The organism is Streptomyces lydicus (assembly GCF_004125265.1).
In the GTDB taxonomy this organism is placed as follows: domain Bacteria; phylum Actinomycetota; class Actinomycetes; order Streptomycetales; family Streptomycetaceae; genus Streptomyces; species Streptomyces lydicus_C.
In genome coordinates, this window is sequence record NZ_RDTE01000003.1 from 2,456,787 (window position 1) to 2,481,882 (window position 25,096).

Here is a 25,096-nt window from a genome sequence, read left to right on the forward strand (position 1 = left end):
AGCGCGGCCGCCTCGGAACCACCCCCCCTGTTCCGAGGCGGCCGACTTTTTTTCGCTCCGCGGACCCGTCGGGCCGCGGCTCCCCGCACCTCTCGCCGCTGGCGGCCGGTCTGCTCAGCGCCGTGCTCTTCGCCGTGCTCACCTGGCAGGTGGCCGGTCACGGCCCGCTGCGCACCCTCGATGAACGGCTCGGCCGCGTCGTTGCCGGCGGGAGCATCCCCGCCGGGCTCGCCGAGTTCTTCGCCGATCTCGGCAATACGGCCGTGGCACTGCCGGTGCTGTCGGTGGTCATGGTGTGGGCGGGGTGGACGGGGTGGCCGGGCAGGCAGCAGGGCGTCAGGGGCATCGAGAGCGGCGAGGGGTGCGTGGGCGGCGCGGGCGGCGTGGGCACCGCCAGCGACCCTGCTCCGGTGCGCTGGTGGCTGCCGCCGCTCGCCGCCGGCCTCGCACTGGCCGCGGTGCCCGCACTGGTCGTCCCGCTCAAGCTGTGGCTCGCCCGGCCGGGCCCACCGCAGATGGCCGGCGCCGCGCCCGCCTTCTATCCGTCGGGCCATGGCGCCACGGCGGCCGTGGCGTACGGCGTGGCCGGGCTGTTGCTGCTCCGCGGCCTGCGGGGGAAGCGGGCCGGCGACGGCGCGGCCGCCGCCCGTCCGCACCCTACGGCGGCCACGTCCGCGTCTACGTCTACGCCCTCAGCGTCGGTCACGGCCATCGTCGTCACCGTGGTCGTCCCCCTGCTCAATGTGGGCGTCGGCATCGGCCTGGTGCGCCAGGGCTATCACTGGCCGCTGGACGTCCTCGGCAGCTGGTGTCTGGCCGGGGTGCTGCTCGCCGGGTGGTGTGCGGTGTGTGACCGGTGGGACGGTGGCGGGGGCCGGGCGGTGCGCCGGGAGGCGTCCGACGGGGCGGGGCCGGACGGCCCCTGACCCCGGCCGTGGCATACCGTCCGGCCGTCCACACAGGGCCGCCCAAGGGCCACGCAAGGGCCACGCAAAGGCCGCACAACGGGCATGCAGGGGACGCGCAAGGGGCGGGCAACGCATCGTCGCCCGCCCCTCGTGGGGCGTCAGCTGCCGGGTCCCGTCGTCACCCGCCCCGCCGCCCGTCAGCTGTCGAAGCCCAGCCCCACCTTGTCCATGGCCTTCAGCCACAGGTTGCGGCGTCCGCCATGGGTGTCGGCCCGGGTCATCGACCACTGGGTGATCCCGATGCCGGCCCAGCGCAGCGGCTCGGGCGGGAACGGCAGCGGCTTGCTGCGGACCATCTCCAGCTCCGTGCGCTCGGTGCGCTCACCGGAGAGCAGATCGAGCATCACCTCGGCACCGAAGCGGGTGGCGCCCACGCCGAGGCCGGTGTAGCCGGCGGCGTAGGCGACCCGGCCGGCGTGGGCGGTGCCGAAGAAGGCCGAGAAGCGGGAGCAGGTGTCGATGGCGCCGCCCCAGCTGTGGGTGAAGCGCAGCCCCTCCAGCTGCGGGAAGCAGCGGAAGAAGTGCCGGGCGAGCTTCTCGTACGTGGCGGGGTGGTGGTCGAATTCGGCACGGATGCCGCCGCCGTAGCGGTAGACGATGTCGTAACCGCCCCACAGGATGCGGTTGTCCTCGGTGATGCGGAAGTAGTGGAAGTGGTTGTTGGAGTCCGAGAGGCCCTGGCGGTTCTTCCAGCCGATGGCCGCGAGCTGTTCACCGGTCAGCGGCTCGGTCATCAGGGCGTGGTCGTAGACCGGGACGATGTACGGGCGGACCCGCTTGACCAGCGACGGGAAGGCGTTGGTGCCCAGCGCCACATGGCGGGCGAAGACCCGGCCGTAGGGCGTACGGACGGCCATGCCCAGGCCTTCGGAGGCGAGGTCGGTGGCCCGGGTGCGCTCGTAGATGCGGACGCCGAGCCCCAGGCAGGCCTGCTTCAGGCCCCAGGCGAGGCGGGCCGGGTTGACCATCGCAACGCCGTCGCGGTCCCACAGACCGGCGAGGAAGGTCGGCGAGTCGACCTGGGCGCGCAAGGCGTCCTGGTCTAGGAAGGTGTGCCGGTCGAGCCCGAGGCCCGCGGCATCCTCGGCGAACTCCTCCAGTTCGGCGATCTGGTGGGGCTCGGTGGCGATGTCGATCTCGCCGGTGCGCTCGAAGGCGCAGTCGATGTCGTAGCGGGCGACGGCCTCCCCGATGGCGTCGAGGTTGCGGATGCCGAGCTCTTCGAGGGTGGCCAGTTCGTTCGGCCAGCGGGCCAGGCCGTTGCCGAGGCCGTGGGTGAGGGAGGCGGCGCAGAAGCCGCCGTTGCGTCCGGAGGCCGCCCAGCCGATCTCGGCGCCTTCGATGAGGACGACATCGCGCTCGGGGTCGCGCTCCTTGGCGATCAGTGCGGTCCACAGCCCCGAGTAGCCGCCGCCGACGACGAGCAGATCGCAGGTCTCGTCGCCGACGAGGGCGGGCCGGGCGGCCGGGCGGTCCTTGTCGGCCAGCCAGAAGGGGGTGGGTTCGGCGTCCGCGAGCGCATGCGCGGCGGACGGGGTCATGGCAGCTCGTGCCATGGTTCTCAGCTCCTTTTGCTCCTCTTGCGGCGGGCCCCGGCCAGCTGGCCCATGACTACACACAACACGGCGACCAGGAACATCGCGGTGCCGATGACATTGATCTGAACGGGAGTGCCCCGCTGTGCCGATCCCCAGACGAACATCGGGAAGGTCACGGTGGAGCCGGCGTTGAAGTTGGTGATGATGAAGTCGTCGAAGGACAGGGCGAAGGACAGCAGGGCACCGGCCGCGATGCCGGGTGCGGCGATCGGCAGCGTCACCCGCAGGAAGGTCTGGACGGGTGAGGCGTAGAGGTCCTGGGCGGCCTGCTCCAGTCGCGGGTCCATGCTCATCACCCGGGCCTTGACGGCGGTGACGACGAAGCTCAGGCAGAACATGATATGCGCGATGAGGATCGTCCAGAAGCCGAACTGGATGCCCATGTTGAGGAAGAGGGTCGCCAGCGAGGCGGCCATGACGACCTCGGGCATCGCCATCGGCAGGAAGATCAGGGTGTTGACGCCGGAGCGGGCGCGGAAGCGGTAGCGGGCCAGCGCAAAAGCGATCATGGTGCCGAGAACGGTCGCGCCGACGGTGGCCCAGAGCGCGATCTGCAGGCTCAGGCCGAGCGAGCCGCACAGGTCGGCGACGCCGCACGGATCGCTCCAGGCGTCCGTGGAGAAGCGCTGCCACTGGTAGTTGAAGCGGCCGTTGGGCTTGTTGAAGGAGAAGACCATCACCACGATGTTGGGCAGGATCAGATAGCCCAGCGTGCACAGGCCCGCGATCGCGATGATGTTGCGGCGCAGCCAGCGCAGGCCCCGGTTCGGGGTGCGGGCCGCGGCGGCTTCGGTGGTCTCGTGGACGGCCATCAGACCAGGTCCTCCGTCCCGGACTTGCGGATGTAGAGGGTGACCATGGCGAGGATGGCCGCCATGAGGAGGAAGGAGAGGGCGGCGGCGGTCGGGTAGTCCAGGACCCGCAGGAACTGCGACTGGATGACGTTGCCGATCATCTTCTGGTCGGTGGAGCCCAGCAGTTCGGCGTTGATGTAGTCACCGGCGGCCGGGATGAAGGTGAGCAGGGTGCCGGCGACCACACCGGGCATGGACAGCGGGAAGGTCACCCGGCGGAAGGTGGTGGACGGGCGGGCGTAGAGATCGCCGGCGGCCTCGTGGAGGCGCGGGTCGATGCGCTCCAGTGAGCTGTAGAGCGGCAGGACCATGAACGGCAGGAAGTTGTAGGTCAGTCCGCACACCACGGCGAGCGGGGTGGCCAGCACCCGCTGTCCTTCGGTGAGGCCGAGCCAGCTGGTGACGTCCAGGACGTGCAGCGCGTTCAGGAGGCCGACGACCGGTCCGCCGTCGGCCAGGATGGTCTTCCAGGCGAGCGTACGGATCAGGAAGCTGGTGAAGAACGGGGCGATGACCAGGATCATCACCACGTTGCGCCAGCGGCCGGCCTTGAAGGCGATGAGGTAGGCCAGCGGGTAGCCCAGCAGCAGGCAGAGCGCGGTGGCCACGGCGGCGTAGCCCACCGAGCGGACGAACTGCGGCCAGTATTCGCCGAGCGCGTCCCAGTAGGTGGCGAAGTGCCAGGTGACCTTGAAGCCCTCTTCGAGGGAGCCGGTCTGGATCGAGGTCGACGCCTGGTAGACGAGCGGGGCGGCGAAGAACACGATCAGCCACAGGATGCCGGGCAGCAGCAGCCAGTAGGGGACGAGGCGTTTGCGGGCGGGGGTCCTGCGCACCTCCAGGGGGGCGGCCCCGGCCTGCCCGTCCGGTGGCGCGGGTGCTTCGGTGGTGGTCACGCGGCCTCCTCGTCGAGGTCCGCGCCGGCCTGGATGTCCTGGGTGGCGTCCAGTCCGAAGGTGTGTGCCGGGCTCCAGTGCAGGACGACCTCGGCGCCGGGGACCAGACGCCCGTCGCGCTCGATGTTCTGCTCGTAGACGGCGAGTTCGCCCAGCCCCGGAGCCTCGATCACATACTGCGTGGAGACCCCGATGAAACTCGCGTCCTTGATCCGCGCGGGCAGCCGGTTGCGGCCCTCGGCGAGGGACCCGGCGTCGTCGGCGTGCGCCAGGGTGACCTTCTCGGGCCGGAATCCGGCGAGTACCTTCTCGCCGGTGCGGGCCGTGGCGCTGCACCGGGAGGCGGGCAGCCGCAGCGTGGCGTCACCGGCCTTGAGGACCAGTTCCTCGCCGCCGGCCTCGACGACCTCGGCCTCGATGAGGTTGGAGGTGCCCAGGAAGTTGGCGACGAAGGTGGTGGCGGGGTTCTCGTAGAGGTCGGCGGGGGCGCCGAGCTGTTCGACCCGGCCGCCGTTCATCACGGCCACGGTGTCGGCCATCGTCATGGCCTCCTCCTGGTCGTGGGTGACGTGCACGAAGGTGATGCCGACCTCGGTCTGGATGCGCTTGAGCTCCAGCTGCATCTGACGGCGCAGCTTGAGGTCGAGGGCGCCCAGCGGCTCGTCGAGCAGCAGCACCTGCGGGTGGTTGATCAGCGCGCGGGCGACCGCGACCCGCTGCTGCTGGCCGCCGGAGAGCTGCTGCGGCTTGCGGCGCGCCATCGGGCCGAGCTGGACGAGGTCGAGCATCTCCTCGACCTGCTTCTTGACGGACTTGATGCCGCGGCGGCGCAGGCCGAAGGCGACGTTCTCGTAGATGTCCAGGTGCGGGAAGAGGGCGTAGTTCTGGAAGACGGTGTTGACCTGGCGCTTGTAGGGCGGCAGGACGGTGACGTCCTCGCCCGAGATCTCGACGGTCCCGGTGGTCGGCTCCTCCAGCCCGGCGATCATGCGCAGGGTGGTGGTCTTGCCGCAGCCCGAGGCGCCCAGCAGCGCGAAGAAGGAGCCCGCGGGGACGGTCAGGTCGAGGGGGTGGACGGCGGTGAAGGAGCCGTAGGTTTTGCTTATCCCGTGGAGGCGGACGTCGCCGCCGCTGCTCTGGGGGGTCGCGGAGTGGGTCATGTCGGTCGTCCCGTGGGTCGGAGGGCGAAACGGCTCGGGCGGGCCCGGCAGGTGAGGGGTCAGGCGCCGGTGAGGTCGGAGAACTTCTGGGCGAACTCCTTGTTCTCCTTGGCGCTCAGGGCACGGAAGGAGTGGGAGCGGGCCGCCATCTCCTTGTCCGGAAGGATCAGCGGGTTGTCCGCCGCCTTCTTGTCGATCTTGGCGAGTTCGTCGCGCACACCGTCGACGGGGCAGGCGTAGTTGATGTACGCCGCGAGCCGGGCCGCCGCCTTCGGCTCGTAGAAGTAGTCGATGAGCCGTTCGGCATTCTGCTTGTGGCGGGCCTTGTTCGGCACCATGAGGTTGTCGGTGGACACCATGTAGCCGGACTTGGGGACCGCGTAGGCGATGTCCGGGTTGTCGCTCTGGAGCTGGACGACGTCACCGGCCCAGGCCACACAGGCGGCCAGGTCGCCCTTGTCCAGGTCGTTGGTGTAGTCGTTGCCGGTGAAACGGCGGATCTGCTTGGCGTCGACGCCCTTCTGGAGCCGGGCGAGGGCCGCGTCGTAGTCGTCCGCGGTGACGTCCTCGGGCCGCTTGCCCATGTCCAGCAGGGTCAGGCCGATGCTGTCGCGCATCTCGGAGAGAAAGCCGACCCGGCCCTTGAGCTGCGGGTCCTCCAGCAGCTGGCTGACGGAGTCGACCTTCTTCCCGCCGGTGGCCTTCTTGTTGTACGCGATGACCGCCGGGATGCCCTGCCAGACGTAGGAGTGCGCGCGGCCCGGGTCCCAGGCCGGGTCGCGGTACTGCGCCGAGAGGTTGGCGTAGGCGTGCGGCAGGTTGGCCGGGTCGAGCTGCTGGATCCAGCCGAGGGAGATCATGCGTGCGCACATCCAGTCGGTGAGCACGATCAGATCGCGGCCGGTGTCCTGGCCGGCCGCCAGCTGGGCCTGGATCTTGCCGAAGAACTCGTCGTTGTCGTTGATGTCCTCGGTGTAGTTGACGGCGATGCCGGTGCGCCGGGTGAAGCGGTCCAGCGTCGGGTGGTGCTTGCCGTCCTTGCTGACATCCAGGTACTCGGTCCAGTTGGAGAAGTTGAGGCGCTTCTCCGCCCTGGAGTGGTCCTCGGAGCGGCCGGCGTCCGTACGGCCCGCGGGCGGGATTCCGCAGGACGCCAGGGCGCCGAGGCCGCCGGTCGCGGCCGCCATGGCGCCGCCCGCACGCAGCAGGGAGCGACGGGTCATGGCGAGCCGGCCGTCGGTAGCACTGCGGCGCATGGCGATGAGTTCGGCCGCGGACAGGGGTTCGGGCTGCTCGTGGTGCTCCATGCGCGGTGCCCTTTCAGGGGATGAGCCCGGCGCTCGGCCGGTGGTGACGAGGCCCGCGGCGCCGGCCGCAGGGCAGGGCCCCGGGGGCCCGGTCGGGGCGTCCCTTACGGGCGGTCCCCGAAGACCGTGCGGTGCCAGTCCTTGCGCGCCACCGCGGTGTTGTCGTACATGACGTGCTTGACCTGGGTGTACTCCTCGAAGGAGTAGGCCGACATGTCCTTGCCGAAGCCGGAGGCCTTGGCCCCGCCGTGCGGCATCTCGCTGATGATCGGGATGTGGTCGTTGACCCAGACACAGCCCGCGTTGATCTCGCGGGTGGCCCGGCCGGTGCGGTAGACGTCCCGGCTCCAGGCGGAGGCGGCCAGCCCGTAGGGGGTGTCGTTGGCCAGCGCGATGCCCTCGTCGTCGCTGTCGAAGGGCAGCACGACCAGCACCGGACCGAAGATCTCGGACTGCACGACCTCGCTGTCCTGGGCGGCCCCGGCGATCAGCGTGGGCCGGTAGTACGCGCCCCTGGCCAGCTCCCCCTTCGGCGCCTCGCCGCCGGTGACGACGGTGGCGTACCCGCGCGCCCGCTCGACGAAGCCGGCCACCCGGTCGCGCTGTGCGTGCGAGATCAGCGGGCCCAGGTCGGTGGACGGGTCGAAGGGGTCGCCGAGCCGTACGGCCGCCATCAGATCGGCGACGCCGCTGACGAAGGCGTCGTAGAGCGGGCGCTGGACGTAGGCGCGGGTGGCCGCGGTGCAGTCCTGGCCGGTGTTGATCAGCGCGCCGGCGACCGCTCCGTGGACGGCGGCCTCCAGGTCCGCGTCGTCGAAGACGACGAAGGGGGCCTTGCCGCCGAGTTCGAGATGCAGCCGCTTGACGGTGCCGGTGGCGATCTCGGCGACCCGCTTGCCGACGCCGGTCGAGCCGGTGAAGGAGGTCATCGCGACGGAGCGGTGGCCCACCAGGTGCTCACCGGCGTCCCTGCCCGCCCCGGAGATGATGTTGATGACGCCGTCCGGCAGCCCCGCGCGCTGGGCGGCCTGGGCGAACAGCAGCGAGGTGAAGGGGGTGATCTCGGCGGGCTTGAGGACGATGGTGTTGCCCGCGGCGATGGCCGGCAGCACCTTCCAGGCGGCCATCTGCAGCGGATAGTTCCACGGGGCGATGGAGCCGACGACGCCGATGGGCTCGCGGCGGATGACGGAGGTGTGATCGGCGCTGTATTCGCCGGCCGCCTTGCCCTCCAGGTGACGGGCGGCGCCGGCGAAGAACGCGGCGTTGTCGACCGAACCCGGTACGTCGAACTCCTTGCTGAGCTTGATGGGCTTTCCGCAGTTCAGCGATTCGGCACAGGCGAGGTCGGCGGCGTCCTCGGCGAGCGCGGCCGCGAAGCGGTGCAGCGCGTCGGAGCGCTCGCCCGGCGTGGCACCGCCCCACTCGGCGAACGCCCGCCGCGCGGCCTGTACGGCGGCGTCCACATCCGCCGTACCTGCGAGTTCATAGGAGTACACCGTCTCGCCTGTGGCCGGGTCCACGACGTCCTGGGTACGGCCGGAACTACCGCTCCGGAGACTGCCTGCGATGAATTGGGCGCCCGCGGCGAACCGCTCGGTGGCATCGAATCGGTGATTCATGGTGTTCTCCTCCGCCGGGCACCGAGGCCGCTCAGCGGCACTGCCTGGCGTAGCTATTTCCGGAATCGATGGCCGATCTTGACAGAGTAGAGGGGTCTCAACAAGGGATTCCGTTGTTGCCTTTTGGTTACGCGACGGATTCTGCGATTCTCGCCGTACGAGCCCCGACACGTTGTCAGTGCCCGCTGACAGAATCCCGGCATGATGCACGACGACACGGGGATCACCACGGGGGAGGCTGACGGGCGTGCCGCGGACGGGCCGCGCTCGGTCGGGGAATTGCGCCGCGCCACCGCCGCCGGGAAGCGCGTCAAATACGTCCACTTCTGGGGCCACAGCCCCCGGCGCGACGGCAGTCTCGGTGCGAGCTGCTTCAGCCAGTGGTGGCCCTCCCCCTTCACCGTCGACGGGGTCCGGTACGCCACCGCCGAGCACTGGATGATGGCCGGCAAGGCCCGGCTGTTCGACGACACGGAAGCGGAGCGGCGCGCGCTCGCGGCGCGGCACCCCAAGCAGGCCAAGGACGCCGGGCGCCGGGTCCGCGGCTTCGACGAGGAGACCTGGCAGCACCGCCGCTTCGGCCTGGTCGTCGAGGGCAGCGTCCACAAATTCGGCCAGGACGCCGCGCTGCGGGAGTTCCTGCTGGGCACGAACTCCCGGGTGCTGGTGGAGGCCAGCCCGATGGACCGCATATGGGGCATCGGCCTCGCCGCCGACGACGAGCGGGCCGCGGACCCGGCCCGCTGGCGGGGTCTGAATCTGCTGGGCTTCGCGCTGATGGCGGCGCGGCAGATCCTGCGGGAGGGGGTCGGGCCGCAGCCGTAGTGGGGGGCCGGGCTTCGCCGGGGGCAGCGCTTCCCGGCGGCCAGGGGTCCCGGGCCGGGGCTTCCGGGCCGGGGAACCGGGACCGGACGAGAGGCCCGGCCGCAGCCCTGCGCCCCGCGGCCGCCCGCGCCCCGCTTAGCATGACGAGTCCTCTCCGCGCACCGCGCACACCCCTGGACCAGGAGGAACCGTTGTCCGATCTCGATGCCTTCATCGCGGGCCTGCCCAAGGCGGAGCTGCACGTCCACCACGTCGGATCGGCCTCACCGCGCATCGTCGCCGAGCTGGCGGCGCGGCACCCCGACTCCGCCGTCCCCACCGACCCCGAAGCGCTGGTCGACTACTTCACCTTCCGCGACTTCGCGCACTTCATCGAGGTCTACCTCTCCGTCGTGGACCTGATCCGCGACGCCGAGGACGTCCGGCTGCTGACCTACGAGGTCGCCCGGGACATGGCCCGGCAGCAGATCCGCTACGCCGAGCTGACCGTCACGCCCTTCAGCTCGACCCGGCGCGGCATCCCCGACGCCGCGTTCGTCGAGGCGATCGAGGACGCCCGCAAGGCGGCGGAGTCGGAGCTGGGCGTGGTGCTGCGCTGGTGCTTCGACATCCCGGGCGAGGCGGGCCTGGAGTCCGCGGAGGAGACCGCCCGGATCGCCTGCGACCTGCAGCCCGAGGGCCTGGTCTCGTTCGGGCTCGGCGGCCCGGAGATCGGGGTGCCGCGCCCGCAGTTCAAGCCGTACTTCGACCGTGCCCGCGCGGTCGGGCTGCACTCCGTGCCACACGCCGGCGAGACCACCGGCCCCGGCACAATCTGGGACGCGCTGCGCGAGCTGCGCGCCGAGCGCATCGGCCACGGCACCAGCGCCCCCCAGGACCCGGCGCTGCTCGCCCACCTCGCCGAGCACCGCATCCCGCTGGAGGTCTGCCCCACCTCCAACATCGCCACCCGCGCGGTGCGCACCCTGGAGGAGCACCCGCTCAAGGAGATGGTCGACGCGGGCGTGCTGGTCACCATCAACAGCGACGACCCCCCGATGTTCGGCACCGACCTCAACACCGAATACGGCGTCGCCGCCCGGCTGCTGGGCCTGGACGCCGGGGGCGTGGCCGGCCTCGCCCGGAACGCCGTCACCGCCTCCTTCATGGACACCGCCGCCAAGACGCGGCTGACGGCTGAGATCGACAGCTACACGGCGGCGTGGCGGGGGTAGCCACGACGGCGCCCGGCGGGCAGGCGCAGGGGGCACACGGCATGGGGGCACTCGGCACAGCTCCGGCCCTGCCGAGTGCCCCCTACAGCCGCTACAACCCCTACAACCCCTACAACCCCACGATCGCGTTCCACTCCTTGGCGAAGGCGGGCCGCTCCTTGGACGTGATGTCGCGGGCGATGGCCAGCCGCTTGCGCATCGCGTCATCGGGGAAGATCAGCGGGTCCTCGGCGAGCGCGGCGCGCTCCTTGTCCTTGGACGAGGCCAGCACCTCGCGCGCGGCCGGTACGGGGCACACGTAGTTGACCCAGGCGGCCAGCTCCGCGGCGACCTCCGGCCGGTAGTAGTAGTCGATCAGCCGCTCGGCGTTGCGCTTGTGCTCCGCGAGGTTGGGGATCAGCAGGCTCTCCGCCCAGAGCTCGGCGCCCTCCTGCGGCACCACGAACTCGATGTCCGGGTTGTCCGCCTGGAGCTGGATCACATCGCCCGAGTAGGCCTGCGCGGCGAGCACATCGCCGGAGTCCAGGTCCTTGATGTAGTCGTTGCCGGTGAACCGCCTGATGTGCCCCTTGCTCACCAGGCGCCGTATGCGGTCGGTCATCCGGTAGAAGTCATCGGCCTTCCAGCGGGTGATGTCCACTCCTTCGCCCTGCATCAGCAGCGCGAACGACTCGTCGATCCCGGAGAGCAGGGTGACCCGGCCGCGCAGATCGTCCTTCCACAGGTCGGAGGTGTGCTTGATCTCCCGGCCGAGCTTCTTGCGGTTGTAGGCGATGCCGGTGATCCCGGACTGCCAGGGCACGGAGTGCGTACGGCCCGGGTCGAAGTGCGGGGTACGCAGCAGCGGATCGAGGTGCGCGGCGACATTCGGCTGGGCCGCCCGGTCCATCTTCTGGACCCACCCCAGCCGTACGAACCGGGCGCACATCCAGTCGCTGATGACGATCAGGTCCCGGCCGGTGCTCTGGTGGTTCATCAGCGCGGGGCTGATCTTGCCGAAGAACTCGTCGTTGTCGTTGATCTCCTCGGTGTACGTCACGGAGATCCCGGTGCGCCGCTCGAAGGCGTCAAGGGTGGGCCGGCGCTGCTTGTGCCGGTCGTCGACGTCGATATAGAGGGGCCAGTTCGCGAAGACGAGCTTGTGGTCCCGTGCCGACCGGTCGGCTCCCCCGCGGTCCGCCTCCTTGACGTATGCGGGCGGCACCCCGCAGCCGGTCATGGCGGCCAGCGCCCCCGTCACACCCATTCCGCCCATACCCCGGAGCAGCGCACGCCGCGAAAGATCAGCCATGGCGTGCACTCTCACGTGCCGCGGGCGGAGGCGGCAAGAGACAGAGCGTCCATTGCCGGGCCTCCGCCCGCGACGGTGTGTCGAGCGTTCCGGGCCGTCCGAGGGTGAGATGCCCGGATCGACAGGATCGGCCTGGTCAGCCGTCCAGCGAGGTCATCACGTGCTTGATGCGGGTGTAGTCGTCGAAGCCGTAGGCCGAAAGGTCCTTGCCGTAGCCGGACTTCTTGAATCCGCCGTGCGGCATCTCGGCGACCAGCGGGATGTGGGTGTTGATCCACACACAGCCGAAGTCGAGGGTCTTGGACATCCGCATGGCGCGGGCGTGGTCCTTGGTCCACACCGACGACGCGAGCGCGTACTCGACGCCGTTGGCCCACTCGACCGCCTGCTTCTCGTCGGAGAAGGACTGGACGGTGATGACCGGGCCGAAGACCTCGTGCTGGATGATCTCGTCGTCCTGCTTGAGGCCCGAGACGACGGTCGGGGCGAAGAAGTAGCCCTTGTCGCCGACCTGTTCGCCGCCCGCCTCGATCTTCGCGTGCGCGGGCAGCCGCTCGATGAAGCCCTTGACCTGCCTCAGCTGGTTGGCGTTGTTCAGCGGCCCGTAGAGCACGTCCTCGTCGTCGACCGCGCCGGTCTTGGTCTCCGAGGCGGCCTTGGCCAGCGCGGCGACGAACTCGTCGTGGATGGACTCCTGGACCAGGACGCGGGTGGCGGCCGTACAGTCCTGGCCGGCGTTGAAGTAGCCGGCGACCGAGATGTCCTCGACGGCCTTGGGGATGTCGGTGTCCTCGAAGACGACGACCGGCGCCTTGCCGCCCAGCTCCAGGTGGACCCGCTTCAGGTCCTTGGCGGCGGACTCGGCGACCTGCATACCGGCGCGCACGGAGCCGGTGATCGAGGCCATCGCGGGGACCTTGTGCTCGACCATCAGGCGGCCGGTCTCGCGGTCACCGCAGATGACGTTGAACACGCCGCGGGAGTGCCCCAGTTCGTCCAGCACGCTGCCGATGATGTCGGCGATCAGCACCGTGGAGGCCGGGGTGGTGTCGGACGGCTTGATGACGACGGTGTTGCCCGCGGCCAGCGCCGGGGCGAACTTCCACACGGCCATCATCATCGGGTAGTTCCACGGCGCGACCTGGGCGCAGACGCCGACCGGCTCGCGGCGGATGATGGAGGTGAAGCCCTCCATGTACTCGCCGGACGCGCGGCCCTCCAGCATCCGGGCGGCACCCGCGAAGAAGCGGATCTGGTCCACCATCGGCGGGATTTCCTCGGACCGTACGAGCGCGATCGGCTTGCCGCAGTTCTCGGACTCGGCGGCGATCAGTTCCTCCGCCCGCTCCTCGAAACGGTCGGCGATCTTGAGCAGGACCTTCTGGCGCTCGGCCGGGATCAGGTCGCGCCAGGCGGGGAAGGCGGCCTCGGCGGCGGCCATGGCCGCGTCCACATCGGCGGCGGCCGAGAGCGGGGCGGTGGCGTACGCCTCACCCGTGGCGGGATTGACCACCTCCGTGGTCCGCCCGTCGGCGGCGTCCCGGAACTCCCCGTCGATGTAGTTGCGCAGACGACGCAGTGCGGTGGTCACTGTGCGCCCCCTTCAGTCAGATATCCGGTGATGTGGCTCCACCCTAGCCATGGGACCCACGTTTTCGACACACCCGCCACTCAGGAACAACGGAATCAGTGAAATTTAGATCGCGACACGACTAATTTCATCGTCCGGGGGTTGCACGACAGACGAGGCTCGTGCACAGTGAACGACGTGGCGGCCTCTCGAAACAGTCCTGACAGAACCGGAACCCCGTCGATCGACTCCGTCTCCCTGGCGATCATCGAGCAGCTCCAGGAGGACGGGCGCCGTCCGTACGCCGCGATCGGCAAGGCCGTCGGCCTGTCCGAAGCGGCGGTACGCCAGCGCGTACAGAAACTGCTCGACCAAGGCGTGATGCAGATCGTCGCGGTCACCGACCCCCTCACGGTCGGTTTCCGCCGGCAGGCAATGGTCGGCATCAACGTCGAAGGTGACCTCGACCCCGTGGCCGATGCCCTGACGACCATGGAAGAGGTCGAGTACGTCGTCATGACGGCAGGCTCCTTCGATCTCCTCATCGAGATCGTCTGCGAGGACGACGACCACCTTCTGGAAATGATCAACAAGCGGATCCGCACGCTTCCCGGCGTCCGATCCACCGAGAGCTTCGTGTACCTCAAGCTCCGGAAGCAGACCTACACCTGGGGAACGAGATAACGATGAGCGGCGACCTCTCCAAGACGGCCTACGACCACCTGTGGATGCACTTCACCCGCATGTCGTCGTACGAGAATGCCCCCGTGCCCACGATCGTGCGCGGTGAGGGCACCAACATCTACGACGACAAGGGCAAGCGCTACATCGACGGCCTGGCCGGCCTGTTCGTGGTCAACGCCGGACACGGCCGGGTCGAGCTCGCCGAGACCGCCTACAAGCAGGCGCAGGAGCTGGCCTTCTTCCCCGTGTGGTCCTACGCCCACCCCAAGGCCGTCGAGCTTGCCGAGCGCCTGGCCCACGAGGCCCCCGGCGACCTCAACAAGGTCTTCTTCACCACCGGTGGCGGCGAGGCCGTCGAGACCGCCTGGAAGCTGGCCAAGCAGTACTTCAAGCTCGTCGGCAAGCCGATGAAGCACAAGGTCATATCCCGGGCCGTCGCCTACCACGGCACCCCGCAGGGCGCCCTGTCCATCACCGGTCTGCCCGGCCTCAAGGCCCCCTTCGAGCCGCTGGTCCCCGGCGCGCACAAGGTGTCGAACACCAACATCTACCGCGCCCCGATCCACGGCGACGACCCCGAGGCCTTCGGCCGCTGGGCCGCCGACCAGATCGAGCAGCAGATCCTCTTCGAGGGCCCCGAGACCGTCGCCGCGGTCTTCCTGGAGCCGGTGCAGAATGCCGGCGGCTGCTTCCCGCCGCCCCCCGGCTACTTCCAGCGGGTCCGCGAGATCTGCGACCAGTACGACGTCCTGCTCGTCTCCGACGAGGTCATCTGCGCCTTCGGCCGCCTCGGCACGACGTTCGCCTGTGACAAGTTCGGCTACGTCCCGGACATGATCACCTGTGCCAAGGGCATGACCTCGGGCTACTCCCCGATCGGCGCCTGCATCATCTCCGACCGCCTGGCCGAGCCGTTCTACCGGGGCGACAACACCTTCCTGCACGGCTACACCTTCGGCGGCCACCCGGTCTCCGCGGCAGTCGGCGTCGCCAACCTCGACATCTTCGAGCGCGAGGGCCTCAACCAGCACGTCCTCGACAACGAGGGCAACTTCCTGAGCACCCTGCAGAAGCTGCACGACCTGCCGATCGTCGGCGACGTCCGCGGCAACGGCTTCTTCTACGGCATCGAGCTGGTCAAGGACAAGGTCACCAAGGAGTCCTTCAACGAGGAGGAGACCGAGCGCGTCCTGTACGGCTTCCTCTCCAAGGCGCTGTACGACAACGGTCTTTACTGCCGCGCCGACGACCGCGGCGACCCGGTCATCCAGCTCGCCCCGCCGCTGATCGCCGACCAGCCGGTGTTCGACGAGATCGAGCAGATCCTGCGCACGGTCCTCACCGAGGCCTGGGCCAAGCTCTGACCCTCGCGTCACCTCCTGGTGCACTCATCCACAACTGAACATCCAGCGGCTCAGATTCACTCACTTCAAGCCATACGAGTGAATCTGGGCCGTTGTGCTGCCAAGCGACGAATACCGGGGGTCACCAGTACTTACCGTGCTAGGGACCGATACCCTCCATGGTCGTTCACCCGGTCGGGGGAACGATTCGACGCCTACAACAAGAGGTGCGCAGATGGTGGCCCCGCCTGACAACGACGTTCTCTGGGCCCGCGGCCTGCACCACACGCACGGCGGCACCTCGGCCCTCGCCGGAGTCTCCGTCGGCGTCCGCGAAGGCGAGATCCTCGCCGTCACCGGCCCGCGCGGCAGCGGCAAGACCACCCTTCTGAAATGTCTCTCCGGTCAACTCGTCCCGTCCGAGGGCGAGGTCTGGTTCAACAGCGCCCCCGTGCACACCCTCTCCTCCCCCAGCCGCGAACGGCTGCGTCTGGACCGGTTCGGCTGGATCGACACCGAACCGCATCTCGTCCCCGAACTCACCGCCTGGGAGAACGCCGCCCTCCCCCTCCTCCTCCGCGGCACCGGCACCCGGTCCGCCAAACACACCGCCGTGGAATGGCTGGACCGCCTCGACGTCGGCATGTGCGCGAACCGCCGTCCCGCGCGGCTCGACCAGTCCCAGCGCCAGCGGATCGCCATCGCCCGGGCACTCGCCACCACCCCCCAGGTGCTGTTCGCCGACGAGCCGACCGCCCCCCTGCACCGCTCCGACGGCACCCAGGTGCTGCGCACCCTGACCACCGCGGCCCGCTCGCACCAGATCACCGTCGTCCTGGCGACCCACGACCCCGAGGCCGCCACGCTCGCCGACCGGTCCCTGGCACTCCTCGACGGCCGCCAGTCCGGCGCCACGGCCGAGGCCGCCGGTTCCTCCGATGAGGAAAGCAGGGCAGCGTGCTCGCTCTCCGTCTAGCCCGCGGCTCTCACCCCCTCGTCCTGCTGCGCCGCCTGTGCGTCGCCGTCGCGGCGGCCGGCACCGGCTTCCTGCTGCTCTCCACCGTCGGCCACGCCGCCGGCCACCCGTCCGCGGCCGACGAGTCACTGGTACGCCTGCTGTGGTGCACGGCCCCGCTCGCCGCCACGGCCCAGTTCGCGGTCTCCACGGCCCGCACGGATCCCGCCGCCCGTCTCCAGCGCGGTATGACCGCCGCCGGCCTGGGCCCGCTCCGCCTCACCCTGCTCGCCACCGCCTCCACCACGCTGACCTGTGTGCTCGGTGTCCTCGCCGCACTGCTCGCCTTCCTCCGTCTCCGCGGCGACCTCGGCGGCCCGACCGCCGTCCCTCTCTTCGACGCCGACCTGCTCGGCGCCGGCCATCCGGTACCGCTCGTCGGCGCCCTCATGCTGCTGGCCACCGTTCCGCTGACCGCCGCGGCGGCCACGGCCGTCGCCCTGCGCCCCCGCCACGAGGCCGGCGCCCCCGAGGACGGAAGCCGCCCCACGATCGCCCCGCCCTCCGGTCTCCCGTGGGGCATCGCCCTGGCCGCGGCCGGCCTGGCGATCGAGGCGTACACCAGCCGCGCTCCCGGCGCCCACGGCGGGCTGCTGCCGCTCCCCGGCCGGCTGATCGGCAGCCCGCCGGGAGTCCTGGCCGGCTGGGCGCTGTCGGCCTTCGGCCTGGTGCTGGCCGGACCCGGGCTGGTGCATCTGTGCGGCCGGCTGCTCTGCGCCGGCCGGCCCGGCGCACTGCGTCTGCTGTCCGGGCGGGTACTGCAGGAGGAGTCGCACCGCCTCGGGCGTCCGCTCGGCGTCCTGTGCGCGGTCGGCTCCGCCGCGTACGCCGCGGTGAAGGTGTACGAAGCCTCGTCCTCCCGTCCTTTCGGGCCGCTCACCGCCGTCGGCGCGGCGGTCGTCCTCGCCTGTGTCACCGCCAGCGCGCTCACCGCCGCAGTGGAATCCCACTCGGCCCGAGCCCACACCACGGCCGCCCTCCGCCGCCTGGGCGCCTCCGCCTCCGTCCTCTACCGGGCAGCGGCCCTGCGCGCCCTGGCGCTGGTGACCGTCCTGGCTCCGCTGACCTGGACCGTCGCGGAGATGGCCACGCTTCCGCTCGTGCACTGAGGGGGCGGGCGGACCGCGGAAGACCGGCGCGCCGAGGGTGCGACGGCTCCCGCCCCGCCTTCGCCCGCGCCACCCGTCTCACCCCGGCCCGGCACGGCCGGTCGTACCGCTGCCCCGCCCCGGAAGCTGACACTCGCCCCTCAGCGGGCAAGGGCCGTGACCTCGACCTCTATCCGCCAGTCCGGCCGGGCCAGGGACGACACCTCCAGGAGGGTGTCCGCGGGGTAGGGCTCGGACAGGAACTCCCCGCGCAGGGCGATGACCTGGCCGAGGACGGCAGCCATGTCCGTCACGAAGATGCCCACTTTCACCACATCCGCGAGCGAGGATCCCGCCGCCGCGAGCACGCGCTCGACATTCGCGAATGCCTGCCGGCCCTGGGCCAGGAAGTCGTCCGACACCGTCCGCCCCTGCTCGTCGATGCCGGCCTGCCCCGACACATGGACCAGTCCGCCCGCCCTGACGGCCTGTGAGATGCGGTACGGCGCGTACCAGTCCGGTGACGTGGCGATCCGTTCGATCTCCGGCCGGTCCGGTGTCCCGGCCGCGCCCTCCGCGGGCGCCGGCATCGTCGTCGTCATGACTCTCCCCCTCGGTTCCATGCGCCTGCATCACTTGCATGCACATGCATTAGTTTCCGCTGCATGTACCCTGCTGTCAAGAGCCCGTCGGCACACGGCAGAAGAAGGCGGAGAGCGATGGACGCGGAGCACTGGGACCGGCTCGGGACACTGCACACACGCGTCGAGCAGGAGCTGGCGAAGGCCCTGCAGCAGCACCACGGCATCGGACTGTCCGAGTACCGCGCCCTCGCCAGGCTGGCCCATGCGGACGACGGCGAGCTGCGCATGCAGGAGCTCGCCGACCTCATCGGCCTCAACCAGAGCTCCGTGAGCCGCCTGGCCTCCCGTCTGGAGTCGTCCGGCCTGACCCGCCGCGACCTGTGCCCCGACGACCGGCGCGGGGTGTACAGCGTGATCACGGATCAGGGCCGGGACATCCACGCACAGGCGCGCCCGACCTACGACGGCGCACTGCACGCCGCACTCGACGCGGCGGCCGCGGACGGGCACCTCGGTCCTCTGGTGGCATCGCTGCGGTCCTAACATGACGGACGTGTCGAATGCAGAGTCCTCAACGTCCCGCCGCTTCCCGGCCCACGACGACAACCACGACCACGAAATCGAATCCCTGGCGGAGTTCGACCGGGTGGTCGCCGCCGGCAGTCTCGCCGGACACCGCGTCCAGTCCGTCGATCTGACGGACCGTACGTTCGCGCTGCTCAGCACGGACACCACGGAGTCGGTGTTCCTCGGCTGCGTCATGGAGCCGGACGCCGCCGCCAAGATACGGGCCGGGGGCTCCCTGGTCTTCCCGCCCGTACCGGACCTGCCGTTCGACCCCTACCGTGGCAGCCTGTACGGCCCGGACGAACTCTTCGCGCAGCTGGCCGAGGCCGGCTACGACGCCACCCCGGACGCCCGCGCGTACCACTGGTACCAGGAGACCAAGTCGGACGGCGACATCTTCTCCTCGATGCTGCGCAGCATCCACGACGACGCCGTCTCGGACGCCCTCGACGAACACCTCGCCGGCGCACAGGTGGTGGGCATCATGGGCGGCCACGCCCTGCGGCGCGATGATGCGGACTACGCGGGCGCGGCCCGGCTCGGCCGCCGGCTCACCCGGGACGGCCTGACCGTCGCGACGGGCGGCGGCCCCGGTGCGATGGAGGCGGCGAACCTCGGTGCGTACACCGCACCCTTCGAGGACGGCATGCTCGACGCGGCGCTGAAACGTCTCACCAAGGCACCGCACTTCACCGAGTCGATCACCGAATGGGCACGGGCCGCCTTCGGCATCCGGCACGACCGGCCGGGCGGCGGGGCCTCGGTCGGCATCCCCACCTGGTTCTACGGCCATGAGCCGCCGAACGTCTTCGCGACCCACATAGCGAAGTACTTCGTCAACGCGGTACGCGAGGACGGCCTGCTGGCACGCTCCAACGCGGGCGTCGTCTTCCTCCCCGGCGCGGCCGGCACCGTACAGGAGATCTTCGACAACGCGACGCCCAACTACTACGGGTCGCGGGGCGAGCCGACCCCGATGGTGCTGGTGAACCGCGAGCACTGGACCGAGACGCTCCCCACCTGGCCGCTGCTCCGGGCACTCGCGGCGGACCGTCCCATGGCGGCCAGGATCGCCCTGGTCGACTCGGTGGACGAAGCTCCCGAGGCGCTGTCCCGCCTCCGGTCCGGGAGCGCTTCCTGACCCACCTGCGGTCCCCGGACCGCACCGTGCGAAGGCCCCAGGGCCCGCACCCCGCGCACGGGGCACCGCGCCCCGGCGCGGCCTCCCCCGGCCGGCCGGACGGCGGGTTCGACCGGCCGGACGGCAGGTTCGGCCGCCGAGGCAACGCCCGTCCCGAATTACGCGTCTGCCAGGCCGGGCAGGTAACAGACGGTTCAAGACAGCGGGCGAACGGAGCTCTTGGTGATCATCGGCCTTCTGACGGCCGTGGCGGCGTCGGCCTGCTACGGCACGGGATCGGTCCTGCAGGCGGTGGGCTCCCGCAAATCCGCCCGCCGCGAGGCGGCCGAGGCCTCCACGACCGGTGTCACCCAGCACGGCGGCCCCAGCCTGTCGTCGACCGCGAAGGCGGCCGTGACCTGGGAGTTCATGGTCGGCACGGTGCTGGACTTCCTCGGGTTCGGGCTCGGTGCGCTGGCCGCCAGGCTGCTGCCGCTGTTCCTCTCCCAGACTGTGATCAGCGCCAACCTCGTGATCACGGCGGTGCTGAGCATCAAGCTCCTCGGTATCCGGCTCTCCCGGGCCGAGTGGAGCTCCATCGGCGTGGTGTGCGGGGCGTTGGTGCTGCTGGCCACGGCCGCCGGGCCGGAAGGCAGCGGCCACACGCCGATCGCCGCCCACTGGTGGCTGCTCGCCGCTTCCGTCGTCCTCGTCCTCGGCGGCACCCTGATCGTGCGGCTGCTCGGCGGACGGGCCGCGATCCTCGCCGGCCTGCTCTCCGGCCTGGGCTTCGGGGCGCTCGGGATCGGCGTGCGCGTGCTGAACGGCGTGGACCCCTTCCACCTGCCGTCGCTGCTCGGCGATCCCGCCCTGTACGCGATTCTGGTGGCCGGAATCGGGGGCATGTATCTGCACACCGTCGCCCTGCAGATCGGCTCGGTGAACGGCGCCACGGCCGCGCTGGTGGTGGGCGAGACGGTGGTCCCGGGCATTCTCGGGGTGCTGTGGCTGGGCGACTCCTCGCGTCCCGGCTTCGCCTGGGTCGCCGCCCTCGGGTTCGTGGTGGCCGTGGCGGGCGCCGTCGCGGTCGCCTGGTTCGGCGAACCGGAGCCGGGGGACGGGCCCGGCGCGCCGACAGCGGATGAGGCGAAGACGGAAGTGGCAGCACGCTGAGCCCCCGTGCCCAGGGGTCAGGAGGCCGCTCCTCGTAACCGGCCCGCGGTATCCGGCGTGATCGGCCCCTCGGCCCCGGCATGGTCAGTCCATCGGCTCCGGCATGGTCAGTCCATCGGCTCCGACATGATCACGATCAGCCCGTCGTCTCCGAGGTGATCAGCCCGCCGCATCCGTCGCGCCCAGCACCACCACGTCCTGTGCCACGAAGGAGATGCCCACCCGCTCCCCCACCTCCGGCGCGTCCCGCAGTGCGCAGGCCGCCTCCACCTGCGGTCCGGCGGCCGGCTGGAGCAGCAGCGCGACATGGGTGCCACGGAAGGTACGGGCCGTGACCGTACAGGGCAGGCCCTCGGGGGCGGCGGTCAGCCGCACCCCGGCCGGCCGGACGAGCAGGCGGCACGGCCCGTCCGCCGTGCCGTCCGGGACCGGCACCTTGCCCCAGCAGGTGGCAGCTGCCTCGCCCTGCACCGTCGCCGCGACCACATTGTCGAAGCCGAGGAAGCGGGCGACGAATTCGGTGGCGGGCCGCTGCCAGACCTCCAGGGGGGTGCCGGTCTGTGCGATCCGGCCGTCCTGCATCACCACGACCCGGTCGGCGAGTGCGAAGGCCTCGCCCTGGTCGTGGGTGACCGCCAATACGGTGGTGCCCAATTCACGGAAGAGGCGGCGGAGTTCGACGACCAGCCGTTCGCGCAGCCCGCGGTCGAGCTGGCCGAGGGGTTCGTCCAGCATCAGCAGGCGGGGGCGGGGGGCCAGCGCGCGGGCCAGCGCGACCCGCTGCTGTTCGCCGCCGGACAGGGAGGCCACGGCGCGCCGCTGGGCGCCCGGCAGTCCGACGAGGTCCAGCAGTTCGGCGACCGTGCGCTCCCGCTCGGCGCGTGCGGTACGCCGCATCCGCAGCCCGAAGGCGACGTTGCCCTCGACGTCGTGCTGCGGGAAAAGCTGGTGGTCCTGGAACATCAGGCCGACCCCGCGCCGGTGGGCCGGCACCCCGGACTGCTCCCGTCCCTCCAGCAACACCGCTCCCGCGTGGGCCTGTTGGAGACCGGCGACCACCCTCAGCAGGGTGGACTTTCCGCTGCCGCTCGGCCCCAGGACGCACACGATTTCGTGCGCGGCGACGTCCAGGTCCACCGCGTCCAGTGCGGGGCGCTCCGCCGTGCCGAAGCGGACGGTCACCCCGCCCAGCCGCAGCAGCTCCTGTGCCGTGGTCCCGGCGCGTGCCGTCATCTAGAACTCCCCGGAGTGGTCGAGGGGGCGCAGGCGCTCCAGTACCAGCAGGGCACCGGCGCACACCACCATCAAGAGGGTCGACAGGGCCATCGCCTGCCCGTAGTTGAGCTCTCCCGCACGTCCCAGCAGGCGTGCCACGGCGACCGGCAGTGTCGGCTGGTCCGGCCGCGCGATGAAGACCGTCGCGCCGAACTCACCGAGGGAGACGGCGAAGGCGAAGCCCGCGGCGATCAGCAGGGCCCGCCGCACCATCGGCAGGTCGACCTCGCGCCACACCCGCCACGGCGAGGCGCCGAGCACGGCGGCCGCCTCCCGCAGCCGTCCGTCGACCGCCCGCAGGACCGGCAGCATCGTCCGCACCACGAACGGCACCCCCACCAGCGCCTGGGCGAGCGGCACCAGCCACCACGAGGCGCGCAGATCGAGCGGCGGCGTGTCGAGGCTGATCAGGAATCCGAAGCCGACGGTCACCGCGGACACCCCGAGGGGCAGCATCAGCAGGGCGTCGAAGCCCCGGACGAAGCGGCTGATCAGGGCCGTCCGCCCGGACGGGCCTCTGCCCAGCCGGGGGAGGGTCAGCGCGGCGGCCGCCAGTCCCCCCACCACCAGCGCGATCGCCGTGGCGGCCGCCCCGTAGGCGAGGGAGTTCCACAGGGCGTCCAGGGGCGCGACGGCGAAGGTGCTGTCGGCGTTCCCGGCCGACCGCAGCGAGGTGTAGAACACCGCTCCGTAGCCGTCCGGCCCGGCGAACGACCGCTCCACGAGCACCAGGAGCGGCACGATGAGCAGGACGGTGATGACGGCGAGCGTCCCCCACAGCAGTGTCCACTGGCCGCGGCCGCGCGGCCGGTGCGCGGTCTGCGAGGCCGGCACAAGCCGCAGGGCGGTTTCCCGGCGGCGCACCGTCCAGGCGTGCAGCGCCAGCACGCCCAGCACCGCCGCGAACTGGACCATGGTGAGCACGGCGGCCGTCGGCAGGTCCAGGAACTCCGCGGTCTGCCGGTAGATCTCCACCTCCAGCGTCGCGAAGGTGGGCCCGCCGAGAATCTGCACCACCCCGAAGGAGGTGAAGGTGAAGAGGAAGACCATGAGCGCGGCGGCCGCGACGGCGGGTCCCAGGGCGGGCAGGGTCACCCTCCGCCAGGCCGCGAACCGTCCGGCCCCCAGCATCCGCGCCGCCTCTTCCTGACGCGGGTCGAGCTGGGCCCAGAGCCCGCCGACGGTCCGGACGACCACGGCGTAGTTGAAGAACACATGCGCCAGCAGGATCGCCCACACCGAGGTGTCCAGGCGCAGGCCCCACAGCTCGTCCAGCAGTCCGCCCCGTCCGGCCAACGCCAGGAAGGCGGAGCCGACGACGACGGTCGGCAGCACGAACGGCACCGCCACCACCGCCCGCAGCAGCTGCTTGCCGGGGAAGTCGAACCGCGCGAAGACATAGGCACCGGGCAGCGCGATCAGCAGGGTCAGCGCCGTGGAGGCCGCGGCCTGCCAGACGGTGAACCACAGCACATGGACGATGTCCGGGTCGCTCAGCACGGAACCGAACCGGCCGAGCTGCCACCGTCCGCCGTCCTTGAGCCCGCGTCCGACGATCGCCGCCACCGGATAGGCGAAGAACAGCGCGAAGAAGGCGAGCGGCACCGCCATCAGGCCGAGCCGCGCCGCCGTTCCCCGTACGGGCCGCGGGCGCCGGCCGCGGACTACTTCAGAACGAGCGAGGACCACTGCTTGATCCACTGTTCGCGGTTCTCGGTGATCGTCCCGGGCGGCAGCGTCGTGGGCTGGTCGATCCTGGTGCCGTACTTGGTGAACAGCTCCGGCACCGCGGCGTCCTCGCGTGCCGGGTTGACGAACATCTGCAGCGGTACGTCCTGCTGGAACTTCTTGCTCAGCAAGAAGTCCAGCAGCGCCTTGCCGCCCTTCTCGTTCCTCGCCCCCTTGAGCAGGCCGCCGAATTCGATCTGGCGGAAGCAGGTGCCCGTCGCGACCCCGGTCGGCGCCTCCTTGGGCGCGGGCTTCTTGCCCAGCACCTCGGCCGGCGGGCTGGAGGCGTAGGAGACCACCAGCGGCTTGTCGCCCTTGCGCTTGCCGGCCGCGGATCCCGTGAACCGCTCGTAGTAGGCCTGTTCCCAGCCGTCGACGACCTCGACGCCGTTGGCCTTGAGCTTCTTCCAGTAGCTCTGCCAGCCGTCCTGCCCGTACTTCGCGATGGTGCCGAGCTGGAAGGCGAGACCCGGGGAGGAGGTCGCGGAGTTCTCCGTCACGAGCATCCCCTTGTACCGGGGCTTGAGCAGATCGTCGAAGGTCTTCGGCGGCGCGGTCTTGTGCCGGGCGAAGTAGCCGCGGTCGTAGTTGACGCAGATGTCGCCGTAGTCGAGCGGGGTGACGCGGTGCGCGCCCTTGTCGAGCTGCAGCCCGGCCGGCACGTCCGCCAGCCCCTTGGCCCGGTACGGGCTGAAGAGCCCTTCGTGCAGCCCGCGCGAGAGCAGCGTGTTGTCGATACCGAAGAACACGTCGCCCTGCGGATTGCCCTTGGACAGGATCGCCTGGTTGACGGCCTTCCCGGCATCCCCGCCCTTGAGGATCCTGACCTTGTAGCCGCTCTCTTTCTCGAAGGCGCTCAGGACCGACTTGGAGATGTTGAACGAGTCATGGCTGACCAGCGTGACGGTCTTGGCGTCCGCGCCCCCGCCCGGGGCACCGCAGGCGGCCAGCGCGGACATGCCGACCGCGGCGGCGAGGGCCGTGGCGGTGATTCTGCTCCTGGTGCTCACTGATTTCCTCCTGGCTGGCCAGGAAGAGACGCGGCCCCGCACGGTGTCCACGGCTCCCGGCGTCCGATGACGCAGGGAGGGGACCCGGTGCGGGGCGCAACAGCATGAGTGACGACCGAACTTCCTACCCGGAATGACCCGGGCGAGGTTCAAGGGTCTGCGGGCACCGTAGAGGTCTACGACGCTTCCGCACTCTCAGCGCTG

22 protein-coding genes are annotated in these 25,096 nt (G+C 70.8%); 10 read left to right on the forward strand and 12 right to left on the reverse strand.

Translation table 11 applies throughout. The features are described from left to right. The first annotated feature begins 122 nt into the window (after nt 1-122). The gene (locus tag D9V36_RS13165; RefSeq protein ID WP_241720857.1) at nt 123-926 is read left to right on the forward strand and encodes a phosphatase PAP2 family protein; all 804 of its coding nucleotides are present in this window, start codon (nt 123-125) and stop codon (nt 924-926) included. 179 nt (nt 927-1,105) lie between these two features. Here D9V36_RS13165 and D9V36_RS13170 read toward each other — a convergent pair whose 3' ends face one another. The 6 genes from D9V36_RS13170 to D9V36_RS13195 form a co-directional block, all read right to left on the reverse strand. Further along, on the reverse strand, nt 1,106-2,524 hold the full coding sequence (locus D9V36_RS13170; RefSeq protein ID WP_129293944.1) for an NAD(P)/FAD-dependent oxidoreductase: 1,419 nt from the start codon (nt 2,522-2,524) through the stop codon (nt 1,106-1,108). A gap of 5 nt (nt 2,525-2,529) precedes the next feature. Then, nucleotides 2,530-3,378, reverse strand: coding sequence for an ABC transporter permease (locus D9V36_RS13175; protein ID WP_129293945.1), 849 nt, complete (start codon nt 3,376-3,378; stop codon nt 2,530-2,532). Further along, entirely contained in the window at nt 3,378-4,316 is a 939-nt protein-coding gene (locus D9V36_RS13180) for an ABC transporter permease (RefSeq protein WP_129293946.1), read from the reverse strand. Before D9V36_RS13180 ends, D9V36_RS13175 begins: the two co-directional genes overlap by 1 nt. Continuing rightward, nucleotides 4,313-5,476: an ABC transporter ATP-binding protein gene (locus D9V36_RS13185; RefSeq protein WP_129293947.1), complete on the reverse strand. Its 1,164-nt coding sequence runs from the start codon at nt 5,474-5,476 to the stop codon at nt 4,313-4,315. Before D9V36_RS13185 ends, D9V36_RS13180 begins: the two co-directional genes overlap by 4 nt. 59 nt (nt 5,477-5,535) lie before the next feature. Further along, a complete protein-coding gene (locus tag D9V36_RS13190) occupies nt 5,536-6,783 on the reverse strand; it encodes a polyamine ABC transporter substrate-binding protein (protein ID WP_129293948.1) in 1,248 nt (415 codons plus the stop codon). A gap of 104 nt (nt 6,784-6,887) precedes the next feature. Continuing rightward, nucleotides 6,888-8,405 (reverse strand): gamma-aminobutyraldehyde dehydrogenase, encoded by a 1,518-nt coding sequence (locus tag D9V36_RS13195; protein ID WP_129293949.1) that lies wholly within the window; start codon nt 8,403-8,405, stop codon nt 6,888-6,890. Nucleotides 8,406-8,606: 201 nt separating this feature from the next. On the opposite strand from D9V36_RS13195, the gene D9V36_RS13200 reads away from it, so the two are divergent. Then, nucleotides 8,607-9,230: an NADAR family protein gene (locus D9V36_RS13200; protein WP_129293950.1), complete on the forward strand. Its 624-nt coding sequence runs from the start codon at nt 8,607-8,609 to the stop codon at nt 9,228-9,230. A 191-nt stretch (nt 9,231-9,421) separates the two neighbouring features. Next, nucleotides 9,422-10,444 carry an adenosine deaminase gene (locus D9V36_RS13205; RefSeq protein WP_129293951.1) on the forward strand — a complete coding sequence of 341 codons (1,023 nt, stop codon included), beginning with the start codon at nt 9,422-9,424 and terminating at the stop codon, nt 10,442-10,444. 109 nt (nt 10,445-10,553) lie between these two features. On the opposite strand, the gene D9V36_RS13210 is transcribed toward D9V36_RS13205, so the two are convergent. Next, entirely contained in the window at nt 10,554-11,735 is a 1,182-nt protein-coding gene (locus D9V36_RS13210) for a polyamine ABC transporter substrate-binding protein (RefSeq protein ID WP_129293952.1), read from the reverse strand. Nucleotides 11,736-11,871: 136 nt separating this feature from the next. Then, nucleotides 11,872-13,326 (reverse strand): gamma-aminobutyraldehyde dehydrogenase, encoded by a 1,455-nt coding sequence (locus tag D9V36_RS13215; protein ID WP_129293953.1) that lies wholly within the window; start codon nt 13,324-13,326, stop codon nt 11,872-11,874. 168 nt (nt 13,327-13,494) lie between these two features. On the opposite strand from D9V36_RS13215, the gene D9V36_RS13220 reads away from it, so the two are divergent. The 4 genes from D9V36_RS13220 to D9V36_RS13235 all read left to right on the forward strand — a co-directional run bounded on the left by D9V36_RS13220 (nt 13,495) and on the right by D9V36_RS13235 (nt 17,456). After that, a complete protein-coding gene (locus D9V36_RS13220) occupies nt 13,495-13,989 on the forward strand; it encodes an Lrp/AsnC family transcriptional regulator (protein WP_129293954.1) in 495 nt (164 codons plus the stop codon). Between the two features lie 2 nt (nt 13,990-13,991). Further along, on the forward strand, nt 13,992-15,353 hold the full coding sequence (locus D9V36_RS13225; protein WP_129293955.1) for an aspartate aminotransferase family protein: 1,362 nt from the start codon (nt 13,992-13,994) through the stop codon (nt 15,351-15,353). Nucleotides 15,354-15,567: 214 nt separating this feature from the next. Then, nucleotides 15,568-16,308 (forward strand): ABC transporter ATP-binding protein, encoded by a 741-nt coding sequence (locus tag D9V36_RS13230; protein WP_129293956.1) that lies wholly within the window; start codon nt 15,568-15,570, stop codon nt 16,306-16,308. Then, nucleotides 16,290-17,456, forward strand: a complete 1,167-nt coding sequence (locus D9V36_RS13235; RefSeq protein WP_129293957.1) for a hypothetical protein — start codon at nt 16,290-16,292, stop codon at nt 17,454-17,456. Before D9V36_RS13230 ends, D9V36_RS13235 begins: the two co-directional genes overlap by 19 nt. Before the next feature lie 140 nt (nt 17,457-17,596). On the opposite strand, the gene D9V36_RS13240 is transcribed toward D9V36_RS13235, so the two are convergent. Next, nucleotides 17,597-18,037: a RidA family protein gene (locus D9V36_RS13240; protein WP_241720859.1), complete on the reverse strand. Its 441-nt coding sequence runs from the start codon at nt 18,035-18,037 to the stop codon at nt 17,597-17,599. Nucleotides 18,038-18,154: 117 nt separating this feature from the next. Between D9V36_RS13240 and D9V36_RS13245 the strand changes: the two genes are divergently transcribed. The 3 genes from D9V36_RS13245 to D9V36_RS13255 all read left to right on the forward strand — a co-directional run bounded on the left by D9V36_RS13245 (nt 18,155) and on the right by D9V36_RS13255 (nt 20,879). Next, a complete protein-coding gene (locus tag D9V36_RS13245) occupies nt 18,155-18,562 on the forward strand; it encodes a MarR family winged helix-turn-helix transcriptional regulator (RefSeq protein WP_129293958.1) in 408 nt (135 codons plus the stop codon). 10 nt (nt 18,563-18,572) lie between these two features. After that, a complete protein-coding gene (locus D9V36_RS13250; protein WP_241720860.1) occupies nt 18,573-19,727 on the forward strand; it encodes an LOG family protein in 1,155 nt (384 codons plus the stop codon). Nucleotides 19,728-19,949: 222 nt separating this feature from the next. Then, on the forward strand, nt 19,950-20,879 hold the full coding sequence (locus tag D9V36_RS13255; protein ID WP_129293960.1) for a hypothetical protein: 930 nt from the start codon (nt 19,950-19,952) through the stop codon (nt 20,877-20,879). 159 nt (nt 20,880-21,038) lie between these two features. Here the strand turns inward: D9V36_RS13255 and D9V36_RS13260 are convergent, their stop codons facing one another. From D9V36_RS13260 to D9V36_RS13270, 3 genes are read right to left on the reverse strand one after another with little or no spacing between them, the layout of a single operon-like run. After that, nucleotides 21,039-22,112, reverse strand: a complete 1,074-nt coding sequence (locus D9V36_RS13260; protein ID WP_129293961.1) for an ABC transporter ATP-binding protein — start codon at nt 22,110-22,112, stop codon at nt 21,039-21,041. Further along, nucleotides 22,113-23,843, reverse strand: coding sequence for an ABC transporter permease (locus D9V36_RS13265; protein WP_164992945.1), 1,731 nt, complete (start codon nt 23,841-23,843; stop codon nt 22,113-22,115). Beyond that, the gene (locus D9V36_RS13270; RefSeq protein ID WP_206739658.1) at nt 23,819-24,892 is read right to left on the reverse strand and encodes a thiamine ABC transporter substrate-binding protein; all 1,074 of its coding nucleotides are present in this window, start codon (nt 24,890-24,892) and stop codon (nt 23,819-23,821) included. Before D9V36_RS13270 ends, D9V36_RS13265 begins: the two co-directional genes overlap by 25 nt. Nucleotides 24,893-25,096 lie beyond the last annotated feature (204 nt).